This is a genomic window from Caballeronia sp., assembly GCF_028292365.1.
GTDB lineage: Bacteria > Pseudomonadota > Gammaproteobacteria > Burkholderiales > Burkholderiaceae > Caballeronia.
In genome coordinates this window covers 1-23,444 of sequence record NZ_JAQGMM010000063.1, presented here as the reverse complement: position 1 = coordinate 23,444, position 23,444 = coordinate 1, and the positions used below count along the sequence as shown (strand labels likewise).

The window sequence follows — 23,444 nt, the reverse complement described above, 5'->3', positions numbered from 1 at the left end:
CCGGCACCGATGCGACCTCTGCGTCGTCGCGCTGCCAGCCACCACCCAGGTTTTTGACGAGCTGCACGTTACTCTCGGCGAGCAGCGCCTGCGTGTCGCGCAGATTCTGCTCCGCCTCGAGCAATGTCAGCCGTTGCGTCAGCAAGCTCTGCTGACTAACCGCGCCGGCATTGAACTGCGCCTGTTCGCTCGCGAACAGCCGGCTGTTGCTGTCGTACACCTTCGCGAACGCGCTGGCCTGCTCCCGCAGATGGTTCATCGACGACAGGCTGTCCTCCACGCTCTGGAAAGCCGTCAGGACCGTATTCCGGTAGTTCGCGACGTCTTCGTCGTAGGTCGCCCGCGCTCCGCGCACCGCAGCCGTGCGTGCACCGCCGTCGAAAATCGTTTCCGCGAGTTGGGGGCCAAGCGTCCAGAAGCGGCTCGGCACGGTGAACAGATGCGCCAACGTGTTGTGTGCGAAACCACCTTCGGCCGAGAGCGTCAGCGACGGATAGAACGCAGCTTCAGCGAGGCCGATGCCCGCGTTGGCCGCCGCAGCCGTGCGCTCGGCACTGACCACGTCATAGCGCCGCTCGAGCAATTGGGAAGGCAGCGCCGGCGGCACGGCAGGTGTAAGGAAGGGATAGTCAGGATCGGGAGCGATGGTGAATGTCTCCGGCGGCACGCCGGTCAGCACGGCAATCGCGTGCTCGTCCTGCTCGCGGGTTGTTTCGGTCGCCTGCAGGTCGGCGATGATCGTCTCGAGATTCTCCTGCGCGATCAGCACGTCGTCGTTCGACGCGAAGCCCTCTTTGAACCCGGTTTGCACCATCGACAGAATCTGGCTGTCGATGTCCTGCTGTTCCTTCAGCGCGTGCGTGTCGAAATCGGCCTGGCGCAATTGGAAGTAGTCAGTCACGACACTGGCCGTGATCGAGATGCGTTCACCGGCAAGCTGCGCATCCGATGACTGGGCGTTCGCTTTCGCCTGCTCGATCTCGCGCCGTATCTGTCCCCACAGATCCAGTTCCCAACTGACGCTCCCGCTAGCAAGCACGCTGTTGCCCGCCGCGGCAGTCGAACCGGAACTCGCCGCGAGTCCTCCGATGTTGCCGCCAGAACGTGCACCGGATACGCCGGCCGTTACGACCGGAAACAGGCCGGCCCGTTGCGACTCAACGGTCGCGAGCGCGACACGGTAGGCGGCTTCCGCCGACGCAATCGACTGGTTGGCCTTCAAGGACTGCTCGACCAGGCCATTGAGCTTGTCGTCGCCGTACATGCGCCACCACGTGCTCGAAATCGCGGCCTGCGGATTCGCCTCGGCGCGATGCCAGTCGACGCCTTCCTTGAATCCTTCCGGCACCTGGACCTCGGGCTTGCGATAGTCCGGGCCGACCATGCACGCAGCGAGGGATGTGGCGAAGATAAGCGCGACGCCGCCCTTCACCACACGCCTCAATCGAAAGCGTGCAGTACTTACATAAGCGACATCCGAGGTCCGACAATCACCTTTCAAGTGAAGCCTCCTGTGTCGATCAGAGTTAGCGCTTACCTGGGTTCCATCTGTGGTCCCTTAGCGCTTGCTCCGGTCTCATGCAGACTCGTTCTGCATACCGGATAAGCAGTCCGACAACGAGATGGATCGTATTCTAGCGAGCCGTAGCAGAACTTGCAGATCTGAGCGGCCAAGAGACATGGATGACAATCGATATTGCGTTCTAGCTAATTGTTTTTGGCAATCTGGAGTGCCGGCCAGATCTGCCCGACACTCGAAAGTCGTTGGCGATTTAGTTGGCAATACATCCAGTAATTCAATGGATAAGCTTGTGCCTCGCGCTAACGATGCATGCTTGGTCAGACGTGAAATATTTGGAAAAATACGGTGGAAATTGTTAATTCGATGCAGTCCATCGAATAAGCCGGGCACTTGCCGGCCTTGAGGATCACATTGAGAAGCGCTTGCTCCAGCGCTATTCGAACCGTAAGTTTCTACTGCTTACGGTCGTCGGACATTTCGTCAGGCAAACGAAAACTCAGGTCGTGTCGTCAATTCGATTCAATTGTCGTACCTTTGTGATAGCTGATCGATACCGGGCGTCTCACCTGATATGACCAGCATCTGCGCGTCTGCGTGCCCGATCCACTATCGCGGCAACGGTAGCCTGAGCTTGCGTGCGCCGCGTAGCCCGGACAGTGCGGACTATTCTCCCCTGGCTATCGGGATGAAGCGCCCAGTAAAGCGCTGCGATCCAGCACACCACCGTCCAGCCCAACAACGCGTTCAGCAGCGCCAACAATAAGACGTTGCGTCGCCCCTTGCGGTCGGCCAGGATGGCTGGCAGGAAATACACGACGACTGCGGCCGTAACCGCAACACCCTCTAACAGATAGCGAAGCATGTTCACCTCCAACCGGACGCATGACGTCAAGAAATCGCCACCGGTCCAAAAAGATAAACTTGATACTACGATCACTGATGTTTAACTTAAAGAGTTGTTCCGCGAATACATTATTCGCCCGAAAGCAAGAATCCCTGGTTCCAGCCGCGGCAGAACCTGACAAAACATGACGGCCTGCTTTAAGGCGCAGTTAAGAAATGTCGAGCGATCTTATCGCGGCCGCCGTATAGGCTGGCAAGCATCGTAAGGATGCCTATATGGCATTCGCGGGCCACCTTCGAGACATCTCACGTGGCCACCATTGCATTCTCTCCCCAATTTTCCGGGCTGCCGACAGTCACCTGCCGGTACTTAGCGGCGTCCAATGTCCTCAAGAAAGCCCGATACCTTGCCCAACCCCTCATGAAGGACGTCGAGCGGGTTGGCGAAACCAATCCGGATGTATCCTTCCATGTCGAACGCGCTGCCCGGTGTGAACATCACTCCGGTCGCCCCGATCAGAGCGGTACAAAAGTCGGTCGACGACATGTCGACATCAAACTTGACCAGACACACCGTCGCGGCCTTGGGCTTCACATAAGACGCCAGCGGTTCTTTACCAATCCAGTCGTCGAGCACTGCAAGATTCGTCCGCGTAATGGCATGGTTACGCGCAAGAATCTTGTCCTTGGCCTCAAGCGCAATGGATGCAAGATAATCGTCGATCATCCCCACGCTGATCGTGTTGTAGTCACGATGAATACACACCGCGCGAATCAGGTCGACCGGTCCGGCAATCCATCCCAGCCGCAACCCGGCCAGCGACCACGTCTTCGACATGCTCCCGGTACTGATACCCCGCTCATAAAGATCAGCGACAGAGGCGGTGAACCCTGAGCCTTCCTGGTCCGTGCCCCGATAAACCTCATCGCACAAGAGGTATGCGCCGCACGATTGCGCGATGGCCACCACCTCCTTGAGAAAGGCTTCATCCATTAGCGAGCCCGTCGGGTTGTTCGGATTATTAATGGCGATGAGCCTGGTCTTCTGGTTTGCCAGCTTGCGAAGCTCGTCGAGATCCGGCAGGAAACCGTTCTCTTCGCGCAGCGTCATGGTCTGCACGTCGGCGCCATAACTTTCGGGAATCGAGTAATGCTGCTGGTAGGTCGGCAACACCACGATCACCCGGTCACCGGGTTCGATCAGCGTTTCGTACACCAGCGCATTGCCGCCAATGGCGCCGTGCGTCACGACAATATTCTTCGGCGTCTGCCGCTCGTATAAAGCCGCAATATTGGCCCGCAGCCGGTCCGATCCCTCGATCGCTCCATAGGTCAATTTCATCGGCAGAAGCTCGTCGAGCAGACTATCCCGCTTACCGGTCAGATCGAGTAATTGCGCAACCGTCAACGATTCGACGCAGGTTTCAGCAAGGTTATAGCGCGCCTCATCCTCGTACCGGTCCATCCAGCGTTCGACAAGAAAGTCCTTGATCTTCATTGCAATCTCCGTGGATCAGCTACCCATAACGATAGCCGAAATGATGGGCGAAAAAACACAACCGGACGAGGTCATCTCTACTGAACCGGTCGACATCGACGCAGTTAACTTTCTGTTTAACCGTTTTTGTTTGACCGATTATATTTTACAGTCTATCTTAGACTAACAAGTACATTTCAGTAAACGACATGACAGTATCGACTGAACATTCCGAGTTGCCCGCTCTCTCGCCGGGCGCCTCGCATCGCCTGTTGAAACATACCTTCGAGGGCGCTGCGTCGGGTGGTTCCGTTGCGTCGGTCGGGTCGCACCTCAGTGCTTATATACAAGCGGGTTTGCATGCGGATGAGTTGCCCGGACTGCTGGTGATCCAGCATCTGCTCGACGCACTGGTCCAGCTGGATAACGCGGGCCGCATTCGCGGACGGATCGTCGTGCGGCCGTTCGCCAACCCTGTTGGTTTGGGTCAGCGCGTGTTCGGCGCGCATGCAGGACGCTTCAATCTCGACAACGGCGAAAACTTCAACCGCCGTTTTCCCGATCTCACCAGCCGGGTGGAAACAGCGCTGGCTACTCGCGATATCGGCCATAACGACGTCAAGGGCGCGAAGGCTCTGTTCGCCGATGTGGCTGCAGAACTAACGCCGCTCGACACCGTCGCCGCCATGAAGGCAGCGCTCCTGATTGAAGCGCTGCAGCACGACATCGTGCTCGACCTGCATTGCGATACGGACGGCATCCTGCATCTGTACAGCAGTCGCAGCCAGCGCGCGCAAGCTGTCGCACTGGCTCGCTGCATGCAGATCAAGGCGGTGTTTCTTGAGGACCGCGCGGGCGGAACGCCGTTCGACGAAGCCATTGCTCAATGTTGGTCGGTGCTTCAACAAGCGGGGGTGGTCGATGATGAACACGCCGCGTTTTGCACGTCGATCGAACTTCGCGGGCAGGCTGATGTGTCGGACGATTTTGCGCATGCCGATGCCCAGGGCATCTTGCAATACCTCGCTTTGCGCGGCCTCGTGGATCTCGATACGAACAACGACGACCATGCTCACCCGCTCGCTGAGCACGAGGTCATGGTGTGCCCGCTCGAAGGTGTATCGCATGTGCCGGCGCCCGTCGGCGGTCTCGTCTCCTATAAGAAGCGTCCCGGCGATACGGTCAAAACCGGTGAGCTCATCGCCGAGATTATTCCGCTGCATGGCGTAATCGGCGCCGCGCGTCATCCGGTCGTGAGCGATGTCGATGGCCTGCTGATCGTGCAGCAATACATGAAGCTCGTGCGGCCCGGCCAACGCGTTGCCCTGCTCGCGGGCGAAAAACCGCTGCCTCATCGCAAGACCGGTCAACTGCTCAACGACTTTTAGCTGCATCCAGGCGCAAGGATCAAGCACCTTGCGCTGGCCACGTTTTTCCTGGACCTTTTCATTCTTTAAAAACGCGGAAGTGAGGATAGTCATGAGGCAAAATGCGTTAAGTGCCATGCTCGCGGTTGCGCTCTGCGCGGCGGCGTCCATGTCGGTATCGGTGCAGGTCCAGGCGAAGGAGATTTCGACCATCCGCTTCGGTGTGGAAGCGTCTTACCCGCCGTTCGAATCGAAGGCGGCGGACGGCCGGTTGCAAGGCTTCGACATCGATCTCGGGAACGCCCTTTGCGCGCAGTTGAAAGCGAAATGCGTGTGGGTTGAGAATGCATTCGATGGCCTGATACCGGCGTTGCAAGCACGCAAGTTCGACGCGATAGACTCCGCGATGAACATCAACGCAAAGCGCAGCGAGCAGATCGATTTCACCCACCCGCTGTACCGGACGCCGGCACAACTGGTGGCACGCACGGGCAGCACCTTGCAACCCACGGCGGCGTCGCTGGCATCGCATAAGGTGGGCGTTCTGCAGGGATCGATCCAGGAGCAATATGCGAAGGAAGCGTGGGCCGCGAAGGGCGTGGATGTAGTCAGTTATCAAACCCAGGATCTGGTTTATACCGACTTGGCCGCGGGACGCCTGGACGCGACCTTCGTTGATGCGACCGCCGCGAGTCTTGGCTTCCTGAACCAGCCTGCGGGTAAAGGTTTTGCTTTTGCGGGGCCGGCGGTCAAGGATGCGAAAGTCATTGGCACAGGGGTGGGTATCGGCGTGCGCAAGGGTGACAAGGAACTGGCCGACGCGCTCAACGGCGCGTTCGTGGAGTTGAAGCGCAACGGCACTTACCAGAAGCTGTTAAAGAAATATTTTACGGTCGATCTGGCGGTCGACTAAGCCGCACGTGCGGAACATCGCACGACTGTTCCGCACGAATCAACATCGAATAATGACTAAAGCACGTAATTTGAAAGTAGCTTCCGGACAAGCCGCCGAGGTCGTAGTGAGTCCGTCGTCAAAGGCGACGTCCAAGCCGCCATCCAAGCGGGCGATCAAGCGCAGCGGACCACAACCGTCAGCCGAGTTGCTCGCTCGCTACAGTGCAATCGCCGACGGCATCGTCTTATTGTTTCCCCCGTACACGGAAGTCGTTATCCACGACCTCAACACGCAAACCGTGGTGCATGTGGCCAACAACCAGTCCAAACGCGAACTGGGCGACGAGTCATCGCTCGACGACATCGAGTTCGATCCAGATGAAAGCGTGATTGGCCCGTATGAAAAACTGGGCTGGGACGGCCGCAAGATTCGCTCGGTCAGTATTGTCGTGCGCAGTGACGAAGGTCAGGCAATTGGCGTCATGTGCATCAATTTTCATATTGCGGCGCTGGAGCAGGCAAGGCAGGCGCTTGACCTGCTCCTCTCGAGTACCCCGCTCCAGCCGCAGCCCGAGAAGCTGTTCCAGGACGACTGGCAGGAGCGTGTGAACATCTTTCTTAACCACTGGCTGCAGGAACGCAAGCTGGCGTTGTCCATGCTGACGCGCGAGCATAAGCGGGCGCTCATAGAAGCATTGCATGAGGAAGGCGCGTTCAAAGGCAAGAGCGCGGCTAACTACGTGGCGAAGGTGCTGTCGATCGGCCGCGCCACGGTCTTCAATTACCTGAAGGAACTGAGGGGCAACGAGTGATGAATGATCTGTTTCAGCACATAGAGGAAGCGCATCGCGCTATTCGACCGCAGGTTAGCGTGACGCCGCTTACGTTCAGTCCGATGTTGTCGAAGGCCACCGGATGCAACGTGTACCTTAAATGCGAGCATCTGCAGCATACCGGCTCGTTCAAGTTTCGCGGCGCAACCAACAAGCTGCGCCTGCTCGATGCAGATGCGCGCCGCAACGGCGTGCTCACGGTATCGAGCGGCAATCACGGTCAGGGCGTGGCGCTCGCGGGCAAGCTTGCGGGTGTGCCCGTCACGGTCTATGCGTCGACATCCGCAGCGGCGATCAAGCTCGACGCCATTCGAGCACTGGGCGCCGAGGTCATCACGCTAAACGATACAACGCTGGCCGTTGAGCTGGAAGCCGCCCGGCAGGCAAAGCTCAAGGGCATGGCGTTCGTGTCGCCGTACAACGATCTCGATGTCATAGCCGGTCAGGGCACGATTGGCATGGAACTGCATGAGCAAGCAACCGATCTTGCTGCCGTGTTCGCTTCTGTGGGCGGCGGCGGGTTGATCTCCGGCATCGGCACAGCGGTCAAGACGCTGAGTCCGAAAACCGACGTGATCGGCTGCTGGCCCGCGAATTCGACCGCTTTGTATAGCTCGTTCAAAGCAGGCAAGATCATAGACGTTGAGGAAAGCGAAACGATTTCAGACGGAACTGCCGGTGGTGTCGAACCCGACTCCGTTACCTTTGATATTGGCCGGGAAGTCATTACCGGCACGTCGCTGGTAACGGAAGAAGAAATCAAGGCGGCCATGAAACTGCTTGCGCAAACCGACCGCTGGATGGTGGAAGGCGCGGCCGGTGTCGCGCTGGCGTCAATGCTGCAGCTTAGTGCCCAGTATCAGGGCCGTGCGGTGGCCGTGGTGCTTTGCGGGCGCAACATCATGCTCAATAAATTCATCGAGGCTGTTAAGTGAAAATCTGGACGAAAGACGAGATCATCGCGCGCTTTAATATGGAACGCGCGGTGCGGATGATCGAGGAAGGTTTTGTGGCCTACTCCCGCAAGACCGTCCAGGTGCCGCCGGTTCAAAACTTCCAGTTCGATTCGGCCAACGGCGATTGCTGTGTCAAGTCTGCTTACGTCGATGGGGCAGCGGCTTTCGCGGTCAAGGTGTCCACCGGCTTCTACGATAACCCCAAGCAAGGCTTGCCGAGCAACAACGGACTGATCGTGCTCTTTTCCGCCACGACAGGCGAACCGGTCGCGCTGTTGCAGGATGAAGGCTGGCTCACCTGCGTACGTACCGCGCTCGCTGGACAATTGGCCGCACGATTGCTCGCGCCGCGAGAGGTGCATGGAATCGGCATTATCGGCAGTGGCGAGCAAGCGCGATTGCAGCTTGAATATTTGCAACCGGTGACCGGCTGCCGGGACGTATTTGTTTGGGGGCCGACGGCCAAAAACCGCGGACTGTTCGCGGAGGAGATGTCAGCACGCGGCTTCAACGTGCGGGCGATGGACTCTGCTGAAGCCGTTGCCGCGAACGCCAACCTGATAGTGACCACGACGCCATCGCGCGCCCCGCTGCTGCGCTCGGACTGGATCCGCAACGGCACGCATATCACAGCGGTCGGCGCGGACGGCGCGGGCAAGCAGGAACTTGATCCGGCAATCGTCGCCCGGGCCGGGGTGATCGTGGTGGACTCCATCGATCAATGCAGCAAATACGGTGAGATCTCGCATGCGTTAGCCGCCGGGCTGATTCAACCGGAGCAGTTGCTTGAACTCGGCGCATTGCTGGACGCCGGCCAGCGCGCTCGCGACGATACCGACCCTGCCCAGATCACGGTGGCCGACCTCACCGGCGTGGCGGTACAGGACGTACAGATTGCGGCTAGCGTGGGCGCCTGAACGGTTTGACTTCTCGCAATCTCAGCGTGGCTGCGGCGCTTGCCGCGATCAACCCGCCGCGCTGAAACTCATACCGTAGTACGGCTGCGATAAGGTCTTCGCTGCGCGTATGAGGTCTTCGAGCATGGCCGCGCGCTTGTTCGGATCGGTGTCGCGGCTGGTCATGAAACACAGCGCCGCAACGGCTTGTCCGTTCTTGTCGCGCACGGGCGCGGCCATGCAATATCGAAAGGTGTGGGACAGGCCTTCCGTGCAGAAATATCCTTGTTGCGCGGCGCGCTCGACATCGCCCAGGAATTCGGGCACTGCGATCCGCTTGCCGTTGTCGAGCACGAAGTCTTCTTGCGGAATCAATGCGCGAATCTCGTCCGCGCTCAGGTGACCTAACAGCAAGCGGCCGGACGCGGTCCACGGAATGGGGACCTTCACGCCTATATCCGAACTGATGTTGAACGGACGCGAGCTGTTTTCCGACAGTACGACGGTGTACTTGTTACCCTCAAGCATGCAGAGTTGCGCTGTCTCGTCGTGACTCCGGACAAGGCCGAGGATGGCCTGGTGTGCGCGGCTGATCAGGTCGTTGTGCACCGCATAGTCGGACCCGTAGTAGTGCATCTCGCGGCCGAAGAATACGCTGCCGTCCGTGCCCGCTTCGAGCCAACCGGCCTCGGTCAAAATCGTCACGAGTTCGTAGATGCTGGAACGCGGCGCGCCCGTTGCTTCAATCAGTTCGCGCATGGTCATGGGACGCCGCACGCCATGCAATTGCTTGAGGATGGAGACGACCCGGTCAACTCCCCTCGCCCTCGAAGATTCCTGTACAGACATGACTCGAACTCCGTCGGCAATATTATTCGCTTGCTGGATCTTTGACTGACGCGAGTTTAGCGCGTGGACGCTTGCACACGGCGGCTGCAAACCAGTCGAACTCAATGGTCGAGTACCCGATGCAGAAACTGTTGCGTGCGCTCGTTCTGCGGATTCACGAAGATCTGCTCAGGTGCTCCCTGCTCGGCAATCACGCCTTTGTCCATGAACACCACGCGATCCGCCGTCTTGCGCGCGAAACCCATCTCATGCGTGACGACCACCATGGTCATGCCATCGCGTGCAAGGCCCCGCATGACCTCGGTAACCTCGCCGACGAGTTCCGGATCGAGCGCGGAGGTGGCTTCATCGAAGAACATGATGCCCGGCTCCACGGCCAGCGCGCGTGCAATGGCAACGCGCTGCTGCTGGCCGCCCGACAACTGGCTTGGATAATGATCCGCACGATCGGCAAGACCGACGCGGTCCAGTGCCTCCATCGCGCGCTTGCGGGCGTCCGCCGGATTCATCTTGCGTGCCTTGATCAAGGCCAGCGAAACATTACCCAACGCGTTCTTGTGCGGGAACAAATTGAACTGCTGGAACACCATGCCTACATGACCCCGAATTTCGCGTGCACGGCGCGCGTCGTGGAGCGGCACTTCGTTGACCCAGACCTCGCCGGCGTCAGCGGTTTCAAGACCGCTCATGATTCGCAACACAGTGCTCTTGCCTGAGCCGGAGGCGCCTATCAGGACGAGTACTTCGCCCTGACGCACCTCGAGGTTGATCTGCTTGAGCACCTGGGTCGTACCGAACGACTTGGTGACGCCGCTTAAGTTAATGATGGGCTTGATGATGGACTCGGACGCGATGGCGGTGTTCATGACAACAGGCTCCTTCTTCGATCATGGCGGCGCACCCACCGCGACAGGGGAAAGCACACAATGAAATACAGCACGGCAACCAGGCCATAGATCTCCACCGGCTTGCCGATCCGGTCGACAATCGCCTGGCCCTGATGCATCAACTCCGACATGCCGATCATGCTGACAATCGACGTATCCTTGATGAGGGACAAGTACTGGCCGATCAACGGCGGCAGCACGATCTTTCCGGTCTGCGGCAGGATCACCGAGAAGAACGCCTGCGTCTTGCTCAGTCCGAGGATCTGCGAGACTTCCCACTGGCCCTTCTGGACAGATTCAATTCCCGAGCGGAAAACCTCTGCAATATAGGCGCCTTGATACACGCTGAGCCCAATCACGCCGGCGGCGAATACGTCGATGGCGTAACCGAAGTACGAGACGCCGAAATAGATGAACATCAGCGTGATCAGGACGGGCGTGCCGCGAAAGAGCTCGGTATAGAGCCGGGCAAGGCGAGGCGTACCCCAGGGTCCGAAGGTCCGCAAAACGGCCGCCAGCAGCCCCACAAGCGTACCGCCCACAATTGCCGCTACGGAAAGAATCAGCGTGGTGAGCAGGCCCTGCAACAGGATGGGAAGGCTCGATATCAACAGATCGCTTGTCATGGTCACTCTCCGGTTCCAGGGCTGACACGACGCCTCATGAACAATGGCCTGCGCGCGCGTTTTGCCAGCACAAGTGGCGGATGAAACAGCCGCGCCCCGATCATCCCGGCGGCCCACGACAAAAAGTTGCTCAGCACCAGATATGCAATCAACGTAATCGTGAACGTCTGGATGTACAGCAACGTTCGCGAGTTGATCACGGTCGCCATGCCGGTCAGCTCCGGCAACGCGATAGCCGACAGCAGCGAGGTCCCGAGCAGAAGCTGGATCAGGTTGTTCACGATCGCGGGATAAACGGCGCGCGCAGCCTGCGGCATGACCACCTCAATGAAGATCTGCGAACGCTCCAGCCCGAGAATGGAAGCCGCTTCCAGCTGGCCCCGCGGCACGGACTGGATACCCGCCCTGAACACTTCGGCAAGGTACGCACCCACGTTCACGCCGAGCGCGATCACACCGGCCGTATAGGCATCGAGCGTGATGCCCATTGACGGCAAGCCGAAGAAAACAATGAAAATCTGCAGCAGCACCGGCGTGTTGCGGATCACCTCGATATAACAACTCGAGATCGCGCGCAGCACCGCGACGCGCGACGTGCTGGCCAGTGCAGCCAGCAGGCCGAGCAGCATTGCGACGACGAAGGCCAGCAACGTGACCTGAAGCGTCAGCCACGCCGCCCGGACAAAGTCGTTCAGATAGCCCGACAGGGTCACCCATTGATAGCTCATTGCTCCTCCGTCGTCAGCGTTGCGCGATGCATGCTGCGTGGCGTTGAGTACTGTGGCTTAAGCTGCGGCTTCAGTACTGCGGATTCAGCGGGAAACGCGGATCGGCGCCGAACCACTTCTTGTAGAGCTGGGCATTCTGCTTCGACGCGTTGACCTGGAACAGGAACAGGTTCAGGTAATCGAGCCAGACCTGATCACCCGCTTTCACACCGAACGCGTTGTATTCAAGCGGAACCAGTGCTTCGTCGGTCACGGTCAATTCGGGGTCGAGCGAAGCCTGATACGCGAGGAAGTTGTTGTCTTCGATCATCGCGTCGGCCTGGCCTTGCTTGACCGCAAGAATGGCCGCCTGCGAACTATCGAATTCCTGGATCTTCACCTGCATGTTCAGCGCCCGCACTTCGTCGCCATTCGTTGATCCCTTGACGGTAGCAATGGTGCGGTTGGACATGTCCTTGATCGACTTGATACCGCTGCTCTTCTTGACGAGCAGCGCCTCACTGGCCACAACGTAGGGATTCGTAAAGCTGATTTCCTTGGCTCGTTCCAGATTGCGCGTGAAATTGCAGAACACCACGTCGACCTTGCTGGTCTGGAGGTTCGGAATACGGTTGGCGCTCGTCGTATTCACCACCTCAAGCTTCACGCCCATTTGCTTCGCCAGCTCTTTCGCCAGGTCGACGTCGTAGCCGTCGGCGGCGCCGTCCTTGTTATAAAAACCGAAGGGCGCGAAGCTCAGGCAGTCGCCGACGCGCAGCGTGCCACGCTGCAAGACCGCCTTCAGCGTGGACTCAGCTGAGCCATCCTGAGCGGGCGTGGCAACCTTCGTACAACCAGCCAGCGTCAACAGGCCTGCCACCGCGAATAAACAGGCGATACGTGCGCTTATCTTGACAAGTCTCATTTGGGTCTCAGCCTTGAAAGTGAAAATGTCAGTTCAGGGACAAACCAGGGACAAACGGCGGCGGCCAGAGAAGACCCTGGATTCAACGCCCTCACTATGCGGGCGCAAGGGCCGGCATAAAACGATTTGCGCGCGGCGCTGCCCTCGCACGAAAGCGTGGCCAGGCCGGATGGAGCGAGTCAAACGAAGCGTCTGATATATCGGAATCATGTCCGGCACAGCAGATAAGCGAAGTCTTTCACAGAAAAAAACACGTGGCAATGGGGAATGCCGCTGATTCGAAGCGGCCGTTTCGAACGTCTGGATCTGGCCTTTCGGTTCACTTACCGCCGCCGTTAGCGTTTGCGGATAATCCGGCGGGGCGCCGTGCGCGGAACTTGAAAGGGGAGGTTTGCCAGGTCCAGGCGTTGTTCATCGTTTCGGCTAGCCGCAGTTGAAGGACGCGACAACTTAATTGGTCACGTGCGCGACCGACGAATGCAGGCGTTAGGTCGCCGATGTGACGGCTGGCGGCTCGTGGCTGATGGCGAAGATTTCAAGAAGACCGGTTTCACCTCGGCGGGCGCCGCTGGGAGAAGACCGCACTCCGGTCAATATGATAAGCACTTCTACTTTTATAACTTGACTTGGATCGGGCTCATGGAGGCCACCTGACCTCCAACCACTCAGTCGAGGGCGCTGAGAAGCGCGGGAGAATATGTGAGTGCAGCGTGTACCCGCTACAACTCCGCTCGCTTACTTCACCTGAGAAACCTGCACTAACGCATCAATAGCAAGCGCATAACCCTTGATACCCAACCCCACGATAATCCCGCGCGCTGCCGGCGAAATATACGAGTGGTGACGAAACGATTCCCGCGCGTGAACGTTAGAAATATGCAACTCGATCAGCGTGACGCTCGCGCCCTTGACGGCGTCATGCAACGCGATCGACGTGTGTGTGAAAGCGCCGGGGTTCATCACGACGCCCAGCATGTTGCCCGCCGCGATCTCGCGACCCGCCTCGTGGATCCAGTCGATCAGCATACCTTCGTGATTTGACTGCCGGCACTCCACCTCCACGCCAAGCCGCTCGCCGGCTTCCTTGCAAAGTGCTTCGACCGTGGCGAGCGTGTCGGACCCATATTGCGCGGGCTCACGCTGGCCTAGCAGGTTCAGGTTAGGTCCGTTGAGAACGAGCACCTTCTTCATGACATCACCTCAATATTTGATCTGCGAAACCGCGCGCAGTTGTTCGGGCGTAGCCGTGCCGAAACCAAAGAATTCAAGGTACGCCGGTATCATTTCGAAGAGCATGTCGGTTCCGACCTGCACCGCGCAGCCCTTCTCTTTGGCCGCGCGCAGCAACGGTGTGTATTCGGATTTCATCACAACTTCGCCAACGAACGTGCTGGGCGAAATGCGGTCGATGTCGAACGGCAACGGGTCACCCTCGTTCATTCCGAGCGGCGTTGCATTGACGACCACGTCATAACCCGCAGGGTCTTTGGAACCTGTCGTGACCACAATCTGCGAGTAGTGCTTGCGCAAGCGGTCGGCAAGCGCTTCGACTGCCGCAGTGTTGGTATCGAACAGCGCGAGGCCTGCCACGCCCGCCGCCGCCAGCGATGCCGCAATAGCCGAGCCCACGCCGCCGCTGCCAAGTACAAACGCACGCGCGCCCTTCAATGACCGGCCCTTGCGTTCGACGCCTCGCGTGAACCCCGCGCCATCGAACTGATCGCCGAGCAGCGTGCCGTCGGGGCGCCGAAGAATGGCGTTGCACGCGCCGGCAATGCGAGCCGTCGGTGTCAGTTCATCGACGAGACTCGTAGTCGTGACCTTATGCGGCATGGTCACCAACGCGCCTCGAATGTTGGTCAGCCGGAACAACGATTGCAGCACGCTCACATAGTCTTCCGCCTTCACGCCCATCGGCATCACCACTGCGTCGATACTGTTCTGCTCGAACCAGGGGTTATAGATCATGGGTGCCTTGAATCCCTCCGTCGGATAACCGAGGTGGGCAATCAGGGTGGTTTTTCCGCTAATCATGGTTGCATGCCTCAAGAAGTTCGCCGCTCGTCCGTCAGTGATTCGGCCAGATCAACGCGATGTACATCGCCGACGATAAACACATACGACAGCGCACCCACCAGCGCGGCCGCGCCGACGTAAGCCAGTGCGTAGAAGAACGAGCCGGTCTTAGCCACGATCACGCCGATCACCAGCGGCGTGACAATGCCCGCGAGGTTCGCGCAGAAGTTGAAGATGCCGCCGGTCAGGCCCATCAGGTTCTTCGGCGCGATGTCCGAGATCAGCGTCCAGCCAAGTCCGACCATGCCTTGCCCGAAGAACGCGATAGAAAGAATGGTGATGACCATCGCGTCGCTGTTGACGAAGTTCGCCGAGATGATGGTGGATGCCCCCAGCAGGCCGACGATGATCGGCAGCTTGCGGGCAATGTTCGCTGAGCCGGTTCGCTTGAGCAGAAGGTCGGACACCCAGCCGCCGAACATCACGCCCACCGCTGCCGCGAGGAACGGCATGACGGCGAAGAAACCCACCTTGAGCCAGCCCATGTGGCGCTCGGTTGCAAGGTAGGTCGGGAACCACGTCAGGAAAAAGACCAGCGTAGTGTTGCCCGCGAATTGGCCGAGGCATGCACCCGCGATCTGCCGGCGCTTGAGCAACTGGCCGACGTTGCTCCACGAGAACGCCAGGGTCTGCTGACCTCCGGGCGGCTCAAGTCCGCCGCCTGCAGCAATGTAGTCGAGCTCGGCTTGATTAACGGTCTTTGAATCGTACGGCTCGCGATAAAAGAGCCACCACACAATTCCGAAGGTAATGCCGATAACGCCAACCACCACGAACAACGCACGCCAGCCGAAGCTCCCCATGATCCAGAACAGCGCCGGCGCGAAACATGCAAGGCCGAGGTATTCGCCCACCGTATAGATCCCGGTCGCACGGGCACGCTCATGTTGCGGAAACCACGTGGCGACAACGCGGCTGTTGACCGGAAAACAGGGCGCCTCGCTAATGCCCAGGCCAAAGCGAAACAGCAGTAATGACTTGAGGCCAACGGCGAACCCTTGGAACAGCGTAAAGAGCGACCAGAACGTCAATGCAAGGAAGTACGTGACCTTGCTGCCGAAGCGATCGAGGAAGACGCCGCCCGGTATCTGTGCAAGCGCGTAGGTCCATGAAAACGCGGAGAAGACAATCCCCATCACGGCCGCATCGATACCGAGTTCCTTGGTCATCGTCGGTGCCGCAATGCCCAGTACCGTACGGTCCAGGTAATTGATCATGGTGCCCACAGCGAGCAACGCGAGGATCACGAAGCGCGTGCGCGAGCGTGTGCGGACCGCAGCGCCAGCGTGCACTGCCGGGGAATTATGAACGTCTTGCATGAGGCGTCTCCTGACTCAAAGTAATGATATTCCCACCCTGCGAGTGTGTTTCGCGAGCGATGTTATTGGTGTGGCGATCCTAGCGGATAACCAGGCACAACATTGAATTGCGCCGCGGCTGCCCCGGGTATTCACCGAGACCGCCGGTGCGCGTAGCGAGTCCCGTGTCAGAAGCGATGGATGATACCCACCCCTGCCGCGAACTGGCTTGGCGACGAAGAAGGCGCCGACTGGAATCCATCGCCCAGCGTAGCCGTTGCATTGATAATGCTGGATGCGCCCGGCGTTCCCAGCGTCTTGCCCTTCGCGCGTTGGTACGCCTGCAGTGCATACAGGCCGGTTCGCTTTGACAGCGAGTAATACTCGGACAAATTGAACTGGTGATATTGAGCGACGCTGTCTATGCCGTTCGCTTTCGTCGCACGCGTGTAGCTGTACCCAGTCCCCAGATCGAGCGAAGGCGTCGCGTGCCAGTGAAGCACGGCGCCGGCCGTATTGAAGATTGCGGTGTCGCGGAACAGCGAGTGAATACCGGGGATGTACTGCACATTCGAGTACGTTGCCGACACGTCCCACGCGCTATTGAACGTATAGCCCGTGCCGACCGCGATCCGCTGTTGCGCCTGCGCCGTCTGGTACCCGTTGGTCACCGCCGACACGCCCGACTGCCCGGCAGAATTCGTGGTCGAATCCGTGCCGAACGCGCCGCCGCCCGGCGTTGAGTTGTTGATGCGCGTGATGCCCGCCGCGATTCCGAATGGGCCGTTGACGTACTGGACCGCACCGCTCCATGTAGAACCCTGGTTCACGCTACCCGGCACACCAGCGAATGAATACGAGCCGCTGAACGTGAATCCGTAAAGCTTGGGTGACGTATAGACCAGGGAGTTGTTGGCACGATAGATGGTGTCCAGTTCGTCGAGGTCACCGGGGTGAGCGCCGTAGAAACCCGTCAGCCAGTTGGTCGGGCTATACGGCGAGAGGAGCGTGTAGTAGGACGTGTACTGGCGTCCGGCCGTGAATGTACCGTAAGTGGGGTTCGTTGCACCCACCCAAGCCTGCCGGCCGAATTCGGCGTTGGTGTATTGCTGTCCGCCGGTCGCACTGTTGAAACCCGACTCGAGCTGGAAGATCGCCTTTGTACCGCCGCCGAGATCCTCGGCGCCCTTCAGGCCGAAGCGGCTGCCCGCCCACACTCCCGACGACATCTTGATGTTGGAACGTCCGCCCTTGGTTGAACCCAGCGTCGTCTGGCTGCTTTGGTAAGTCATCGAGTTATCGACAATACCGTACAGTGTCACACTGGTTTGCGCATGCGCGGAAGTCGCCATTGCGACCGTGATGGCGACCGCGGCTCCCGCTTGTCTGGATTGCTTCATCTACGTCTCCTCCTTGGATTCCTGGTTGGGATCAATGCTGCAGGCATTTTTACTAAGCCTTCCTAACCTATATCGCTACTTGGCGATGTCGGTTGGAAAGTCTGGTACTAAAAGGAATGGGAACAGCCAAAAATAAGGCTAAGTACTACCTGAATGTGCCGCGCGTAAGGTGCTGAATCAGTACGCCCCCACAATAAAGTGATGTGCAATCGCGGGCAATGTTTTGTGCTTGAAAGAAATCGATTATCGAACGCGAACGTTCGATAATCGCGCATTACTGGGGTTTGCACTGAGACTGAAGCTTACCTTCGCTCAAGCCGTGAACGACCTTCCTTGCAGCCGCCAAAGTCCTGCGCAAACGCTCATCCAGGTCGACGGTTAAAGCAAGCTGGCGGTTCGGCACTTCAAGGCTCAGGGGCACGTCCTGCGGCAACGCTGCGACGAACGCCTGCAATGGCAGGCCACCCTCGCCGGGAAGACGACGATCAAAACGCGCTTCGTCCGAGATTGCCGCTATTGTCGCCGGCGCGATTCCCGAGGCGTCGCAAAACTGCGCATACGGAATCAGCTGAGGATTCACCGCGCTGATGTCGGCGACTTGCCCGCCGCTGCGAAACAGGTGGAACGGGTCGAGCAGCAATGCGCCGTTGGTCTGCTGAGCCTGCTGGATCACCGCGCTGGCTACCTGAATGCTGCCAACGCCCAGCCACACCGCGAACTCGAGCACGCAGGTTATTCCGAGCGGTTCGGCCAGCGCGCACAGCTCGGCAAACTTCGCGGCGGCATGCGGCAAGTCCGCTATATCGATGAGGGTGAGCGCGTACTTGGCGCCTAGCCGGTGACCGGTTTCAAGCACCGGAAGCAAGGCCTGGACGTCCTGCCCGACCGACAGCCGCATGACTTCAATGTCCAGCACCGCGACGCCGGTATCGTGCAGCCGGGCCTCAGTTTCGCGCAGCATCGGGCTATTGTTGAACATGGGATGCTGCAATTCACCCGCGCGGAAGGGATTCAACCGCAGGCCTACTGCGTCGAAGCCGATACGCGCCGCCGCACTGACAAGCTCCGGTGGCGTCAGATCAATCGCTGTCAGCGCGGCAAGCGCGAATTGGCGCGACATGGTTTACCCCGCTTCGCTAATGGTGTGTGCCGACTGCGACGGCTCGTGTGCCGTGCACTTGAGCAAGTCCAGCGCGACATCTACGATCATGTCCTCTTGTCCGCCCACCATCTTCCGCTTGCCGAGTTCGACGAGGATGTCGACCGTCTTCAGGTCGTATCTTTTCGCCGCCACCTCAGCGTGCCGCAGGAAGCTTGAATATACCCCCGCGTAACCCAGCGCCAGCGTCTCGCGGTCCACCCGCACCGGCCGGTCCTGGAGCGGACGGACGAGGTCGTCGGCGGCATCCATCAGCTTGTACAGGTCGCAGCCGTGATGCCAGCCCTGCCGCTCCGCCGCCGCGATAAACACTTCGAGCGGTGCATTACCCGCACCGGCGCCCATGCCCGCGAGGCTGGCATCGACACGATCGCAGCCCACTTCTATCGCTACCAGCGAATTGGCCACGCCCAAGCTCAGGTTGTGATGCGCGTGCATGCCGGTTTCCGTCTCCGCCTTAAGCACGTTCTTGAAGGCACGGAAACGGTCTCGTACGTCGTTCATGCCCAACGCCCCGCCTGAGTCCACCACATACACGCAAGACGCGCCATAGCTCTCCATCAGCTTTGCTTGTTCAGCGAGTTTCTGCGGCGTCGTCATGTGGCTCATCATCAGGAAGCCGACCGGGTCCATCCCCAGTTCGCGTGCGAATTCCAGATGCTGCCGTGATACATCCGCCTCGGTGCAATGGGTCGCTACCCGGACGATGCGCGCGCCCGCATCGAATGCATTGCGCAGGTCGCGGGTCGTGCCAATACCCGGAATCAGCAACGTCGCAATCTTCGCTGCCTTCACGCTTTCAGCGGCAGCGGCAATCCATTCCACGTCGCTATGCGCGCCGAAGCCGTAGTTGAAACTCGAGCCTTCAATACCGTCGCCATGTGCTACTTCGATGCTGTCGACGCCCGCTTCATCCAGCGCCTTTGAAATCGCCCTGACGTTCGCAATGCTGTATTGATGACGAATGGCGTGACTGCCGTCGCGCAGCGTGACGTCGGAGATATAGAGCTTTTTCTTTGTCATTGCACGGCCTCCTGATTTTTCCAATTGTTCCGATCACCACGGGCAACGCCAGCCGCCATGCGGCGACGCGCCATCATGTCGCCGCAAGCAAGCGCCGCAGATGTCATGACGTCGAGATTGCCCGCGTATGACGGCAAGTAGTGCGCGGCGCCCTCCACTTCGAGAAACACCGATGTCTTGAGTCCGTGCATGGGTCCCAGACCCGGCACATTCAACGGCTTCGACGGATCGATCACGTCGAACTGGACCTCCTGCTTCAGGCGGTAACCTGGCACGTAGGCCTGCACGCTCGCCACCATTGCTTCAATGCTCGCAAGCAGCGCCGCCTGATCCGCGAGGTTCGACAGCACGAACACCGTATCGCGCATGATGAGCGGCGGCTCGGCCGGATTCAGCACGATGATCGCCTTGCCGCGCGTGGCGCCGCCCAGTTTTTCAATCGCGCTGCGCGTGGTCTCCGTGAATTCGTCGATATTCGCACGCGTGCCGGGACCCGCTGACTTGCTCGATATCGACGCCACGATTTCCGCGTAATGCACCTTCGTCACCCGCGACACGGCAGCGACGATGGGAATGGTCGCCTGACCGCCGCACGTGACCATATTCATGTTGGCCGCGTTCTCGGCTTCCAGGTTGATCGCGGGAATCACATAGGGGCCAATAGCCGCGGGCGTCAGGTCGATCACTTGAATGCCATGCGCCTGGAGGACGTCGTTGTGACGCTTGTGCGCGCCGGCTGATGTTGCATCAAAGACGATGTCGATGTCCTTGAACACGTCGAGCTTGAGCAAGCCGTCCAGGCCCTCAGCCGTAGTCGCCACGCCCAGCCGCTGCGCACGGGCGAGGCCGTCGGACTTCGGGTCCACGCCCACCATTGCACCCATCTCCAGATGCATGCCGTTACGCATTACCTTGATCATCAGGTCGGTGCCAATATTCCCCGGCCCGATGATTGCCACCTTAACTTTTTTGTCCATGCCGTTTCCAACGTCCCAGTGTGCATTGCTAAAGGGTTTCGGGGCAGCCGTCTTGCTTAGCCCTTCACATGAAAGCCGGCGCTTCCAAGACGTTCCATGTCCACGGAGATGTACTGGCCCGGCTTGATCCATTCGGCGGGCGTGGCGCCCCCTGCCATGACGATCCAGCCGGCCTGCAAGGGCTCGCCCGCGAGCGCGGACAAGCGTGCGGCTGCGACCAGCGAGCGCAATGGATGGCCAAGCAAGGCCGCGGTCGAGCCGACCTGCACCACGCGTCCATCGATGTTCAACGTCAACCCCAGGTTGGCGAAATCGACTTGCGGACTGCACCACGGCCCGACCACAAAGCCGCTCGACGACGCGTTGTCCGCGATCACTTCCGGCAGCGTGAATTTAAAGTCCTTGTAGCGCGAATCGATGATCTCCAGCGCCGGCGCAATAGCTTCCACCGCCGCGAGCGCTTCAGGACCAGTGACATTGCCGGATAGCGGGCGCTTGAGCACGAAGGCGATCTCCGGCTCAACCCGCGGATGCACGAAACGCGAGAAGTCGACAGCGGTCCCCTCTTCGATCTGCATGCCCGCCGTCAGGCGTCCCCAGATCACATCGGACAGACCCATCTGGACCATCTTCGCGCGACTTGTGAAGCCCATCTTTACGCCGACGCGATGCTCGCCGCGCATTACCCGGCGTTCAATGGACGCCGCTTGAATTGCGTACGCGTCGTCGAGCGACAAGCGGCCTTGCGCGTCGAACTGGGCGACTTCCCGGGCGTTGCGCGCGGCGTCGTCGAGGAGCGTTGCGTAGTCGATAATGTTGCTCATCAGCGTGCCTCGCCCAAGTCGTTTTCAAACACTGCCCGCACGGAACCAAGTCCGTTGATGCGGGTTTCAAAGATGTCGCCGGGCGTGACCGTGACCATTGGACCCAGCGCGCCGGACAACACGAGGTCCCCTGCCTTGAGCGGCGTGCCCAAGCCGGCCATCGTGCGCGCGAGCCAGACGACCGCGTTGATTGGATTACCCAGGCAGGCCGCGCCCGCACCGACCGAAACGGGCTCGCCGCACCGTTCAATCACCATGCCGCATAAGCGCAAGTCGAATGCCGAAAGCTTGCGCGGGCTGTTGCCAATCACGAATGCCGACGACGATGCGTTATCAGCAATGGTGTCGGTAATACGAATGTCCCACTTGGCGATCCGGCTTCCCACGATTTCAAGCGCGGGCAGCGCGTACTCGATCGCGTTCAGCACATCGAGCGGACCGGGATTCGGCACAGTAATATCCCGGCCGATCACGAACGCCACCTCGGCTTCAATCTTCGGTTGCGTGAGGATCGAAGCCGGAATCGGTTCGCCGTCGCCATAGGCCATGTCGTCCAAGAGCATCCCGAAATCCGGACGATCCACACCGAGTTGCTTCTGCACCGCGACCGATGTCAGCCCGATCTTGCAGCCCACGAGCCGGCGCCCTTCCTTCAGCCGCCGGTCGGTGTTGAAGCGCTGCACGGCGTACGCGGATTCGATACTGAGTTGCTCGTAAGTCTCTCTCAACGGTGCGATAAATTGACCAGTGCGCGCGGCATCGAATAACGCGTTCGCAGCTTGCTCAATGAGATCAGGCGTCATTTTTCCTCCTGCTGTTGAGCCGCTGCAGCGGTCTCGTCCTTCGTCTCATCGCCGACGGCCCAATGCGTGGCGGGCACGACCGTCGCGATGACCCGAATGGATGCGAGCGGCGCGCCGAGCGTTTCGTGGATCGTGCGTGCGACTGCCTTGATGCACGCTTTCACGGTGGCGTCGTCGCGTCCTTCAACGAGTGATATCTGTACGATTGGCATGGATCTTCCTGTTGATTTAAATCGGGCCGGCGTGTTGTGTCGTCAGGTTCTCGCCAGCACCGCTAGCGTGGGGCGTGAGCCTTCGGCCTTCCCGGTGATCGGCGGTTTCGGCAGCTTCGCTTCCCCCGCGTCAATCTTGAAGTGGTGATCGAGCGAATACCAGGCGCCGTCTATATCGTCTGATGGTGCGGGCTCGGTGCGGCTGTCGTGCAGCACGTACTGCCCCACTAGTGCGCGGGTGACGCCGAACTGGACATCGGTATCGAGATTGGGGTCGTCGCTTGAATAGACTTGCGAGAATTGGGTCTTGAAACCCCGCTTATAAATCATGAAATGGATATGCGCGGGCCGCATGTTGTGACGGCCTTGAGCACTCAGCAATTCACCCACGGGGCCAGACAACGGAATCGGATAACCCGCCGGCTTGACGCTGCGAAAAGCAATGTGCCCTTCTGCATCGGTGGTCAGTTTTCCGCGCAGGTTCATGTCGGCTTGCTCCGGGTCCTGGTTCTCATAGAACCCTTCCGCCGATGTATGCCAGACGTCCACTTCTGCGTCGGCCACGGGTTGACCCTGGAGATCGCGGACCCATGCGTTGACGAAAATAGGCGTGCCAGGAGTCGGCGAGCGAACGATAGATGCGCCGTTGTCTGTGCGTGGCGAATCGCTTCGCCAGAACGGACCCATGAGGTTCGCGGTCGTATCGGTTTGGCCGTGATCACCGTTGTTGAGCAGGCAGATCAGTGACGAAAGACCGAGCGAACCGGCGATCAATACAACCTCGTTGTGCGACGCGGTAGTCAGTTGACCCAGCTTGGCGATGACGCCGCAGGCTTGTTGGAATTCCGCTTCCGTGAGTTTTGCTTCGCGTGCGAAGTCATGCAGATGAC

24 protein-coding genes are annotated in these 23,444 nt (G+C 59.5%); 5 read left to right on the top strand and 19 right to left on the bottom strand.

Annotated features, from left to right (window positions below):
• From JWR14_RS03825 to JWR14_RS03815, 3 genes are all read right to left on the bottom strand, one after another.
• On the bottom strand, positions 1-1,501 hold a 1,501-nt coding region (locus tag JWR14_RS03825; protein WP_299701606.1), incomplete at its 3' end, for an efflux transporter outer membrane subunit.
• A 583-nt stretch (positions 1,502-2,084) separates the two neighbouring features.
• The gene (locus tag JWR14_RS03820) at positions 2,085-2,384 is read right to left on the bottom strand and encodes a superinfection immunity protein (protein ID WP_299701603.1); all 300 of its coding nucleotides are present in this window, start codon (positions 2,382-2,384) and stop codon (positions 2,085-2,087) included.
• 351 nt (positions 2,385-2,735) lie between these two features.
• Positions 2,736-3,863: an aminotransferase gene (locus JWR14_RS03815; RefSeq protein WP_299701600.1), complete on the bottom strand. Its 1,128-nt coding sequence runs from the start codon at positions 3,861-3,863 to the stop codon at positions 2,736-2,738.
• A 188-nt stretch (positions 3,864-4,051) separates the two neighbouring features.
• Between JWR14_RS03815 and JWR14_RS03810 the strand changes: the two genes are divergently transcribed.
• From JWR14_RS03810 to JWR14_RS03790, 5 genes are all read left to right on the top strand, one after another.
• On the top strand, positions 4,052-5,230 hold the full coding sequence (locus JWR14_RS03810; protein ID WP_299701597.1) for a succinylglutamate desuccinylase/aspartoacylase family protein: 1,179 nt from the start codon (positions 4,052-4,054) through the stop codon (positions 5,228-5,230).
• A 91-nt stretch (positions 5,231-5,321) separates the two neighbouring features.
• Complete coding sequence (locus JWR14_RS03805; protein ID WP_299701594.1) at positions 5,322-6,122, top strand: ABC transporter substrate-binding protein; 801 nt, start codon at positions 5,322-5,324, stop codon at positions 6,120-6,122.
• 70 nt (positions 6,123-6,192) lie between these two features.
• Positions 6,193-6,915 carry a PAS domain-containing protein gene (locus tag JWR14_RS03800; RefSeq protein ID WP_299701590.1) on the top strand — a complete coding sequence of 241 codons (723 nt, stop codon included), beginning with the start codon at positions 6,193-6,195 and terminating at the stop codon, positions 6,913-6,915.
• Entirely contained in the window at positions 6,915-7,871 is a 957-nt protein-coding gene (locus JWR14_RS03795; protein ID WP_299701585.1) for a threonine/serine dehydratase, read from the top strand. The genes JWR14_RS03800 and JWR14_RS03795 overlap by 1 nt, the downstream gene beginning before the upstream one ends.
• Complete coding sequence (locus tag JWR14_RS03790) at positions 7,868-8,809, top strand: ornithine cyclodeaminase family protein (protein ID WP_299701582.1); 942 nt, start codon at positions 7,868-7,870, stop codon at positions 8,807-8,809. The genes JWR14_RS03795 and JWR14_RS03790 overlap by 4 nt, the downstream gene beginning before the upstream one ends.
• Before the next feature lie 48 nt (positions 8,810-8,857).
• Here the strand turns inward: JWR14_RS03790 and JWR14_RS03785 are convergent, their stop codons facing one another.
• From JWR14_RS03785 to JWR14_RS03710, 16 genes are all read right to left on the bottom strand, one after another.
• Positions 8,858-9,637 (bottom strand): IclR family transcriptional regulator, encoded by a 780-nt coding sequence (locus JWR14_RS03785; protein ID WP_299701579.1) that lies wholly within the window; start codon positions 9,635-9,637, stop codon positions 8,858-8,860.
• A gap of 101 nt (positions 9,638-9,738) precedes the next feature.
• Positions 9,739-10,503, bottom strand: coding sequence for an amino acid ABC transporter ATP-binding protein (locus JWR14_RS03780; RefSeq protein WP_299701576.1), 765 nt, complete (start codon positions 10,501-10,503; stop codon positions 9,739-9,741).
• Positions 10,500-11,150 (bottom strand): amino acid ABC transporter permease, encoded by a 651-nt coding sequence (locus tag JWR14_RS03775; RefSeq protein WP_299701573.1) that lies wholly within the window; start codon positions 11,148-11,150, stop codon positions 10,500-10,502. The genes JWR14_RS03780 and JWR14_RS03775 overlap by 4 nt, the downstream gene beginning before the upstream one ends.
• A 2-nt stretch (positions 11,151-11,152) precedes the next feature.
• Complete coding sequence (locus tag JWR14_RS03770) at positions 11,153-11,878, bottom strand: amino acid ABC transporter permease (protein WP_299701570.1); 726 nt, start codon at positions 11,876-11,878, stop codon at positions 11,153-11,155.
• Positions 11,879-11,948: 70 nt separating this feature from the next.
• Complete coding sequence (locus JWR14_RS03765) at positions 11,949-12,782, bottom strand: transporter substrate-binding domain-containing protein (RefSeq protein ID WP_299701567.1); 834 nt, start codon at positions 12,780-12,782, stop codon at positions 11,949-11,951.
• A 735-nt stretch (positions 12,783-13,517) separates the two neighbouring features.
• On the bottom strand, positions 13,518-13,973 hold the full coding sequence (gene aroQ, locus JWR14_RS03760) for a type II 3-dehydroquinate dehydratase (protein WP_299701564.1): 456 nt from the start codon (positions 13,971-13,973) through the stop codon (positions 13,518-13,520).
• 9 nt (positions 13,974-13,982) lie between these two features.
• The gene (locus JWR14_RS03755; protein ID WP_299701561.1) at positions 13,983-14,816 is read right to left on the bottom strand and encodes a shikimate dehydrogenase; all 834 of its coding nucleotides are present in this window, start codon (positions 14,814-14,816) and stop codon (positions 13,983-13,985) included.
• A gap of 11 nt (positions 14,817-14,827) precedes the next feature.
• A complete protein-coding gene (locus JWR14_RS03750; RefSeq protein ID WP_299701558.1) occupies positions 14,828-16,177 on the bottom strand; it encodes an MFS transporter in 1,350 nt (449 codons plus the stop codon).
• Positions 16,178-16,344: 167 nt separating this feature from the next.
• Positions 16,345-17,556 carry a porin gene (locus JWR14_RS03745; RefSeq protein ID WP_299701555.1) on the bottom strand — a complete coding sequence of 404 codons (1,212 nt, stop codon included), beginning with the start codon at positions 17,554-17,556 and terminating at the stop codon, positions 16,345-16,347.
• A 274-nt stretch (positions 17,557-17,830) separates the two neighbouring features.
• Positions 17,831-18,676, bottom strand: a complete 846-nt coding sequence (locus JWR14_RS03740; protein WP_299701552.1) for a sugar phosphate isomerase/epimerase — start codon at positions 18,674-18,676, stop codon at positions 17,831-17,833.
• 3 nt (positions 18,677-18,679) lie between these two features.
• Positions 18,680-19,738, bottom strand: coding sequence for a 4-hydroxy-2-oxovalerate aldolase (gene dmpG, locus JWR14_RS03735; protein ID WP_299701548.1), 1,059 nt, complete (start codon positions 19,736-19,738; stop codon positions 18,680-18,682).
• On the bottom strand, positions 19,735-20,715 hold the full coding sequence (locus JWR14_RS03730) for an acetaldehyde dehydrogenase (acetylating) (protein ID WP_299701545.1): 981 nt from the start codon (positions 20,713-20,715) through the stop codon (positions 19,735-19,737). The genes dmpG and JWR14_RS03730 overlap by 4 nt, the downstream gene beginning before the upstream one ends.
• 56 nt (positions 20,716-20,771) lie before the next feature.
• The gene (locus tag JWR14_RS03725) at positions 20,772-21,539 is read right to left on the bottom strand and encodes a fumarylacetoacetate hydrolase family protein (protein ID WP_299701542.1); all 768 of its coding nucleotides are present in this window, start codon (positions 21,537-21,539) and stop codon (positions 20,772-20,774) included.
• Positions 21,539-22,342, bottom strand: coding sequence for a fumarylacetoacetate hydrolase family protein (locus JWR14_RS03720; protein ID WP_299701539.1), 804 nt, complete (start codon positions 22,340-22,342; stop codon positions 21,539-21,541). The genes JWR14_RS03725 and JWR14_RS03720 overlap by 1 nt, the downstream gene beginning before the upstream one ends.
• The gene (locus JWR14_RS03715) at positions 22,339-22,554 is read right to left on the bottom strand and encodes a tautomerase family protein (protein WP_299701535.1); all 216 of its coding nucleotides are present in this window, start codon (positions 22,552-22,554) and stop codon (positions 22,339-22,341) included. The genes JWR14_RS03720 and JWR14_RS03715 overlap by 4 nt, the downstream gene beginning before the upstream one ends.
• Before the next feature lie 42 nt (positions 22,555-22,596).
• A partial coding sequence (locus JWR14_RS03710) for a dioxygenase (protein WP_299701532.1) occupies positions 22,597-23,444 on the bottom strand: 848 nt, incomplete at its 5' end.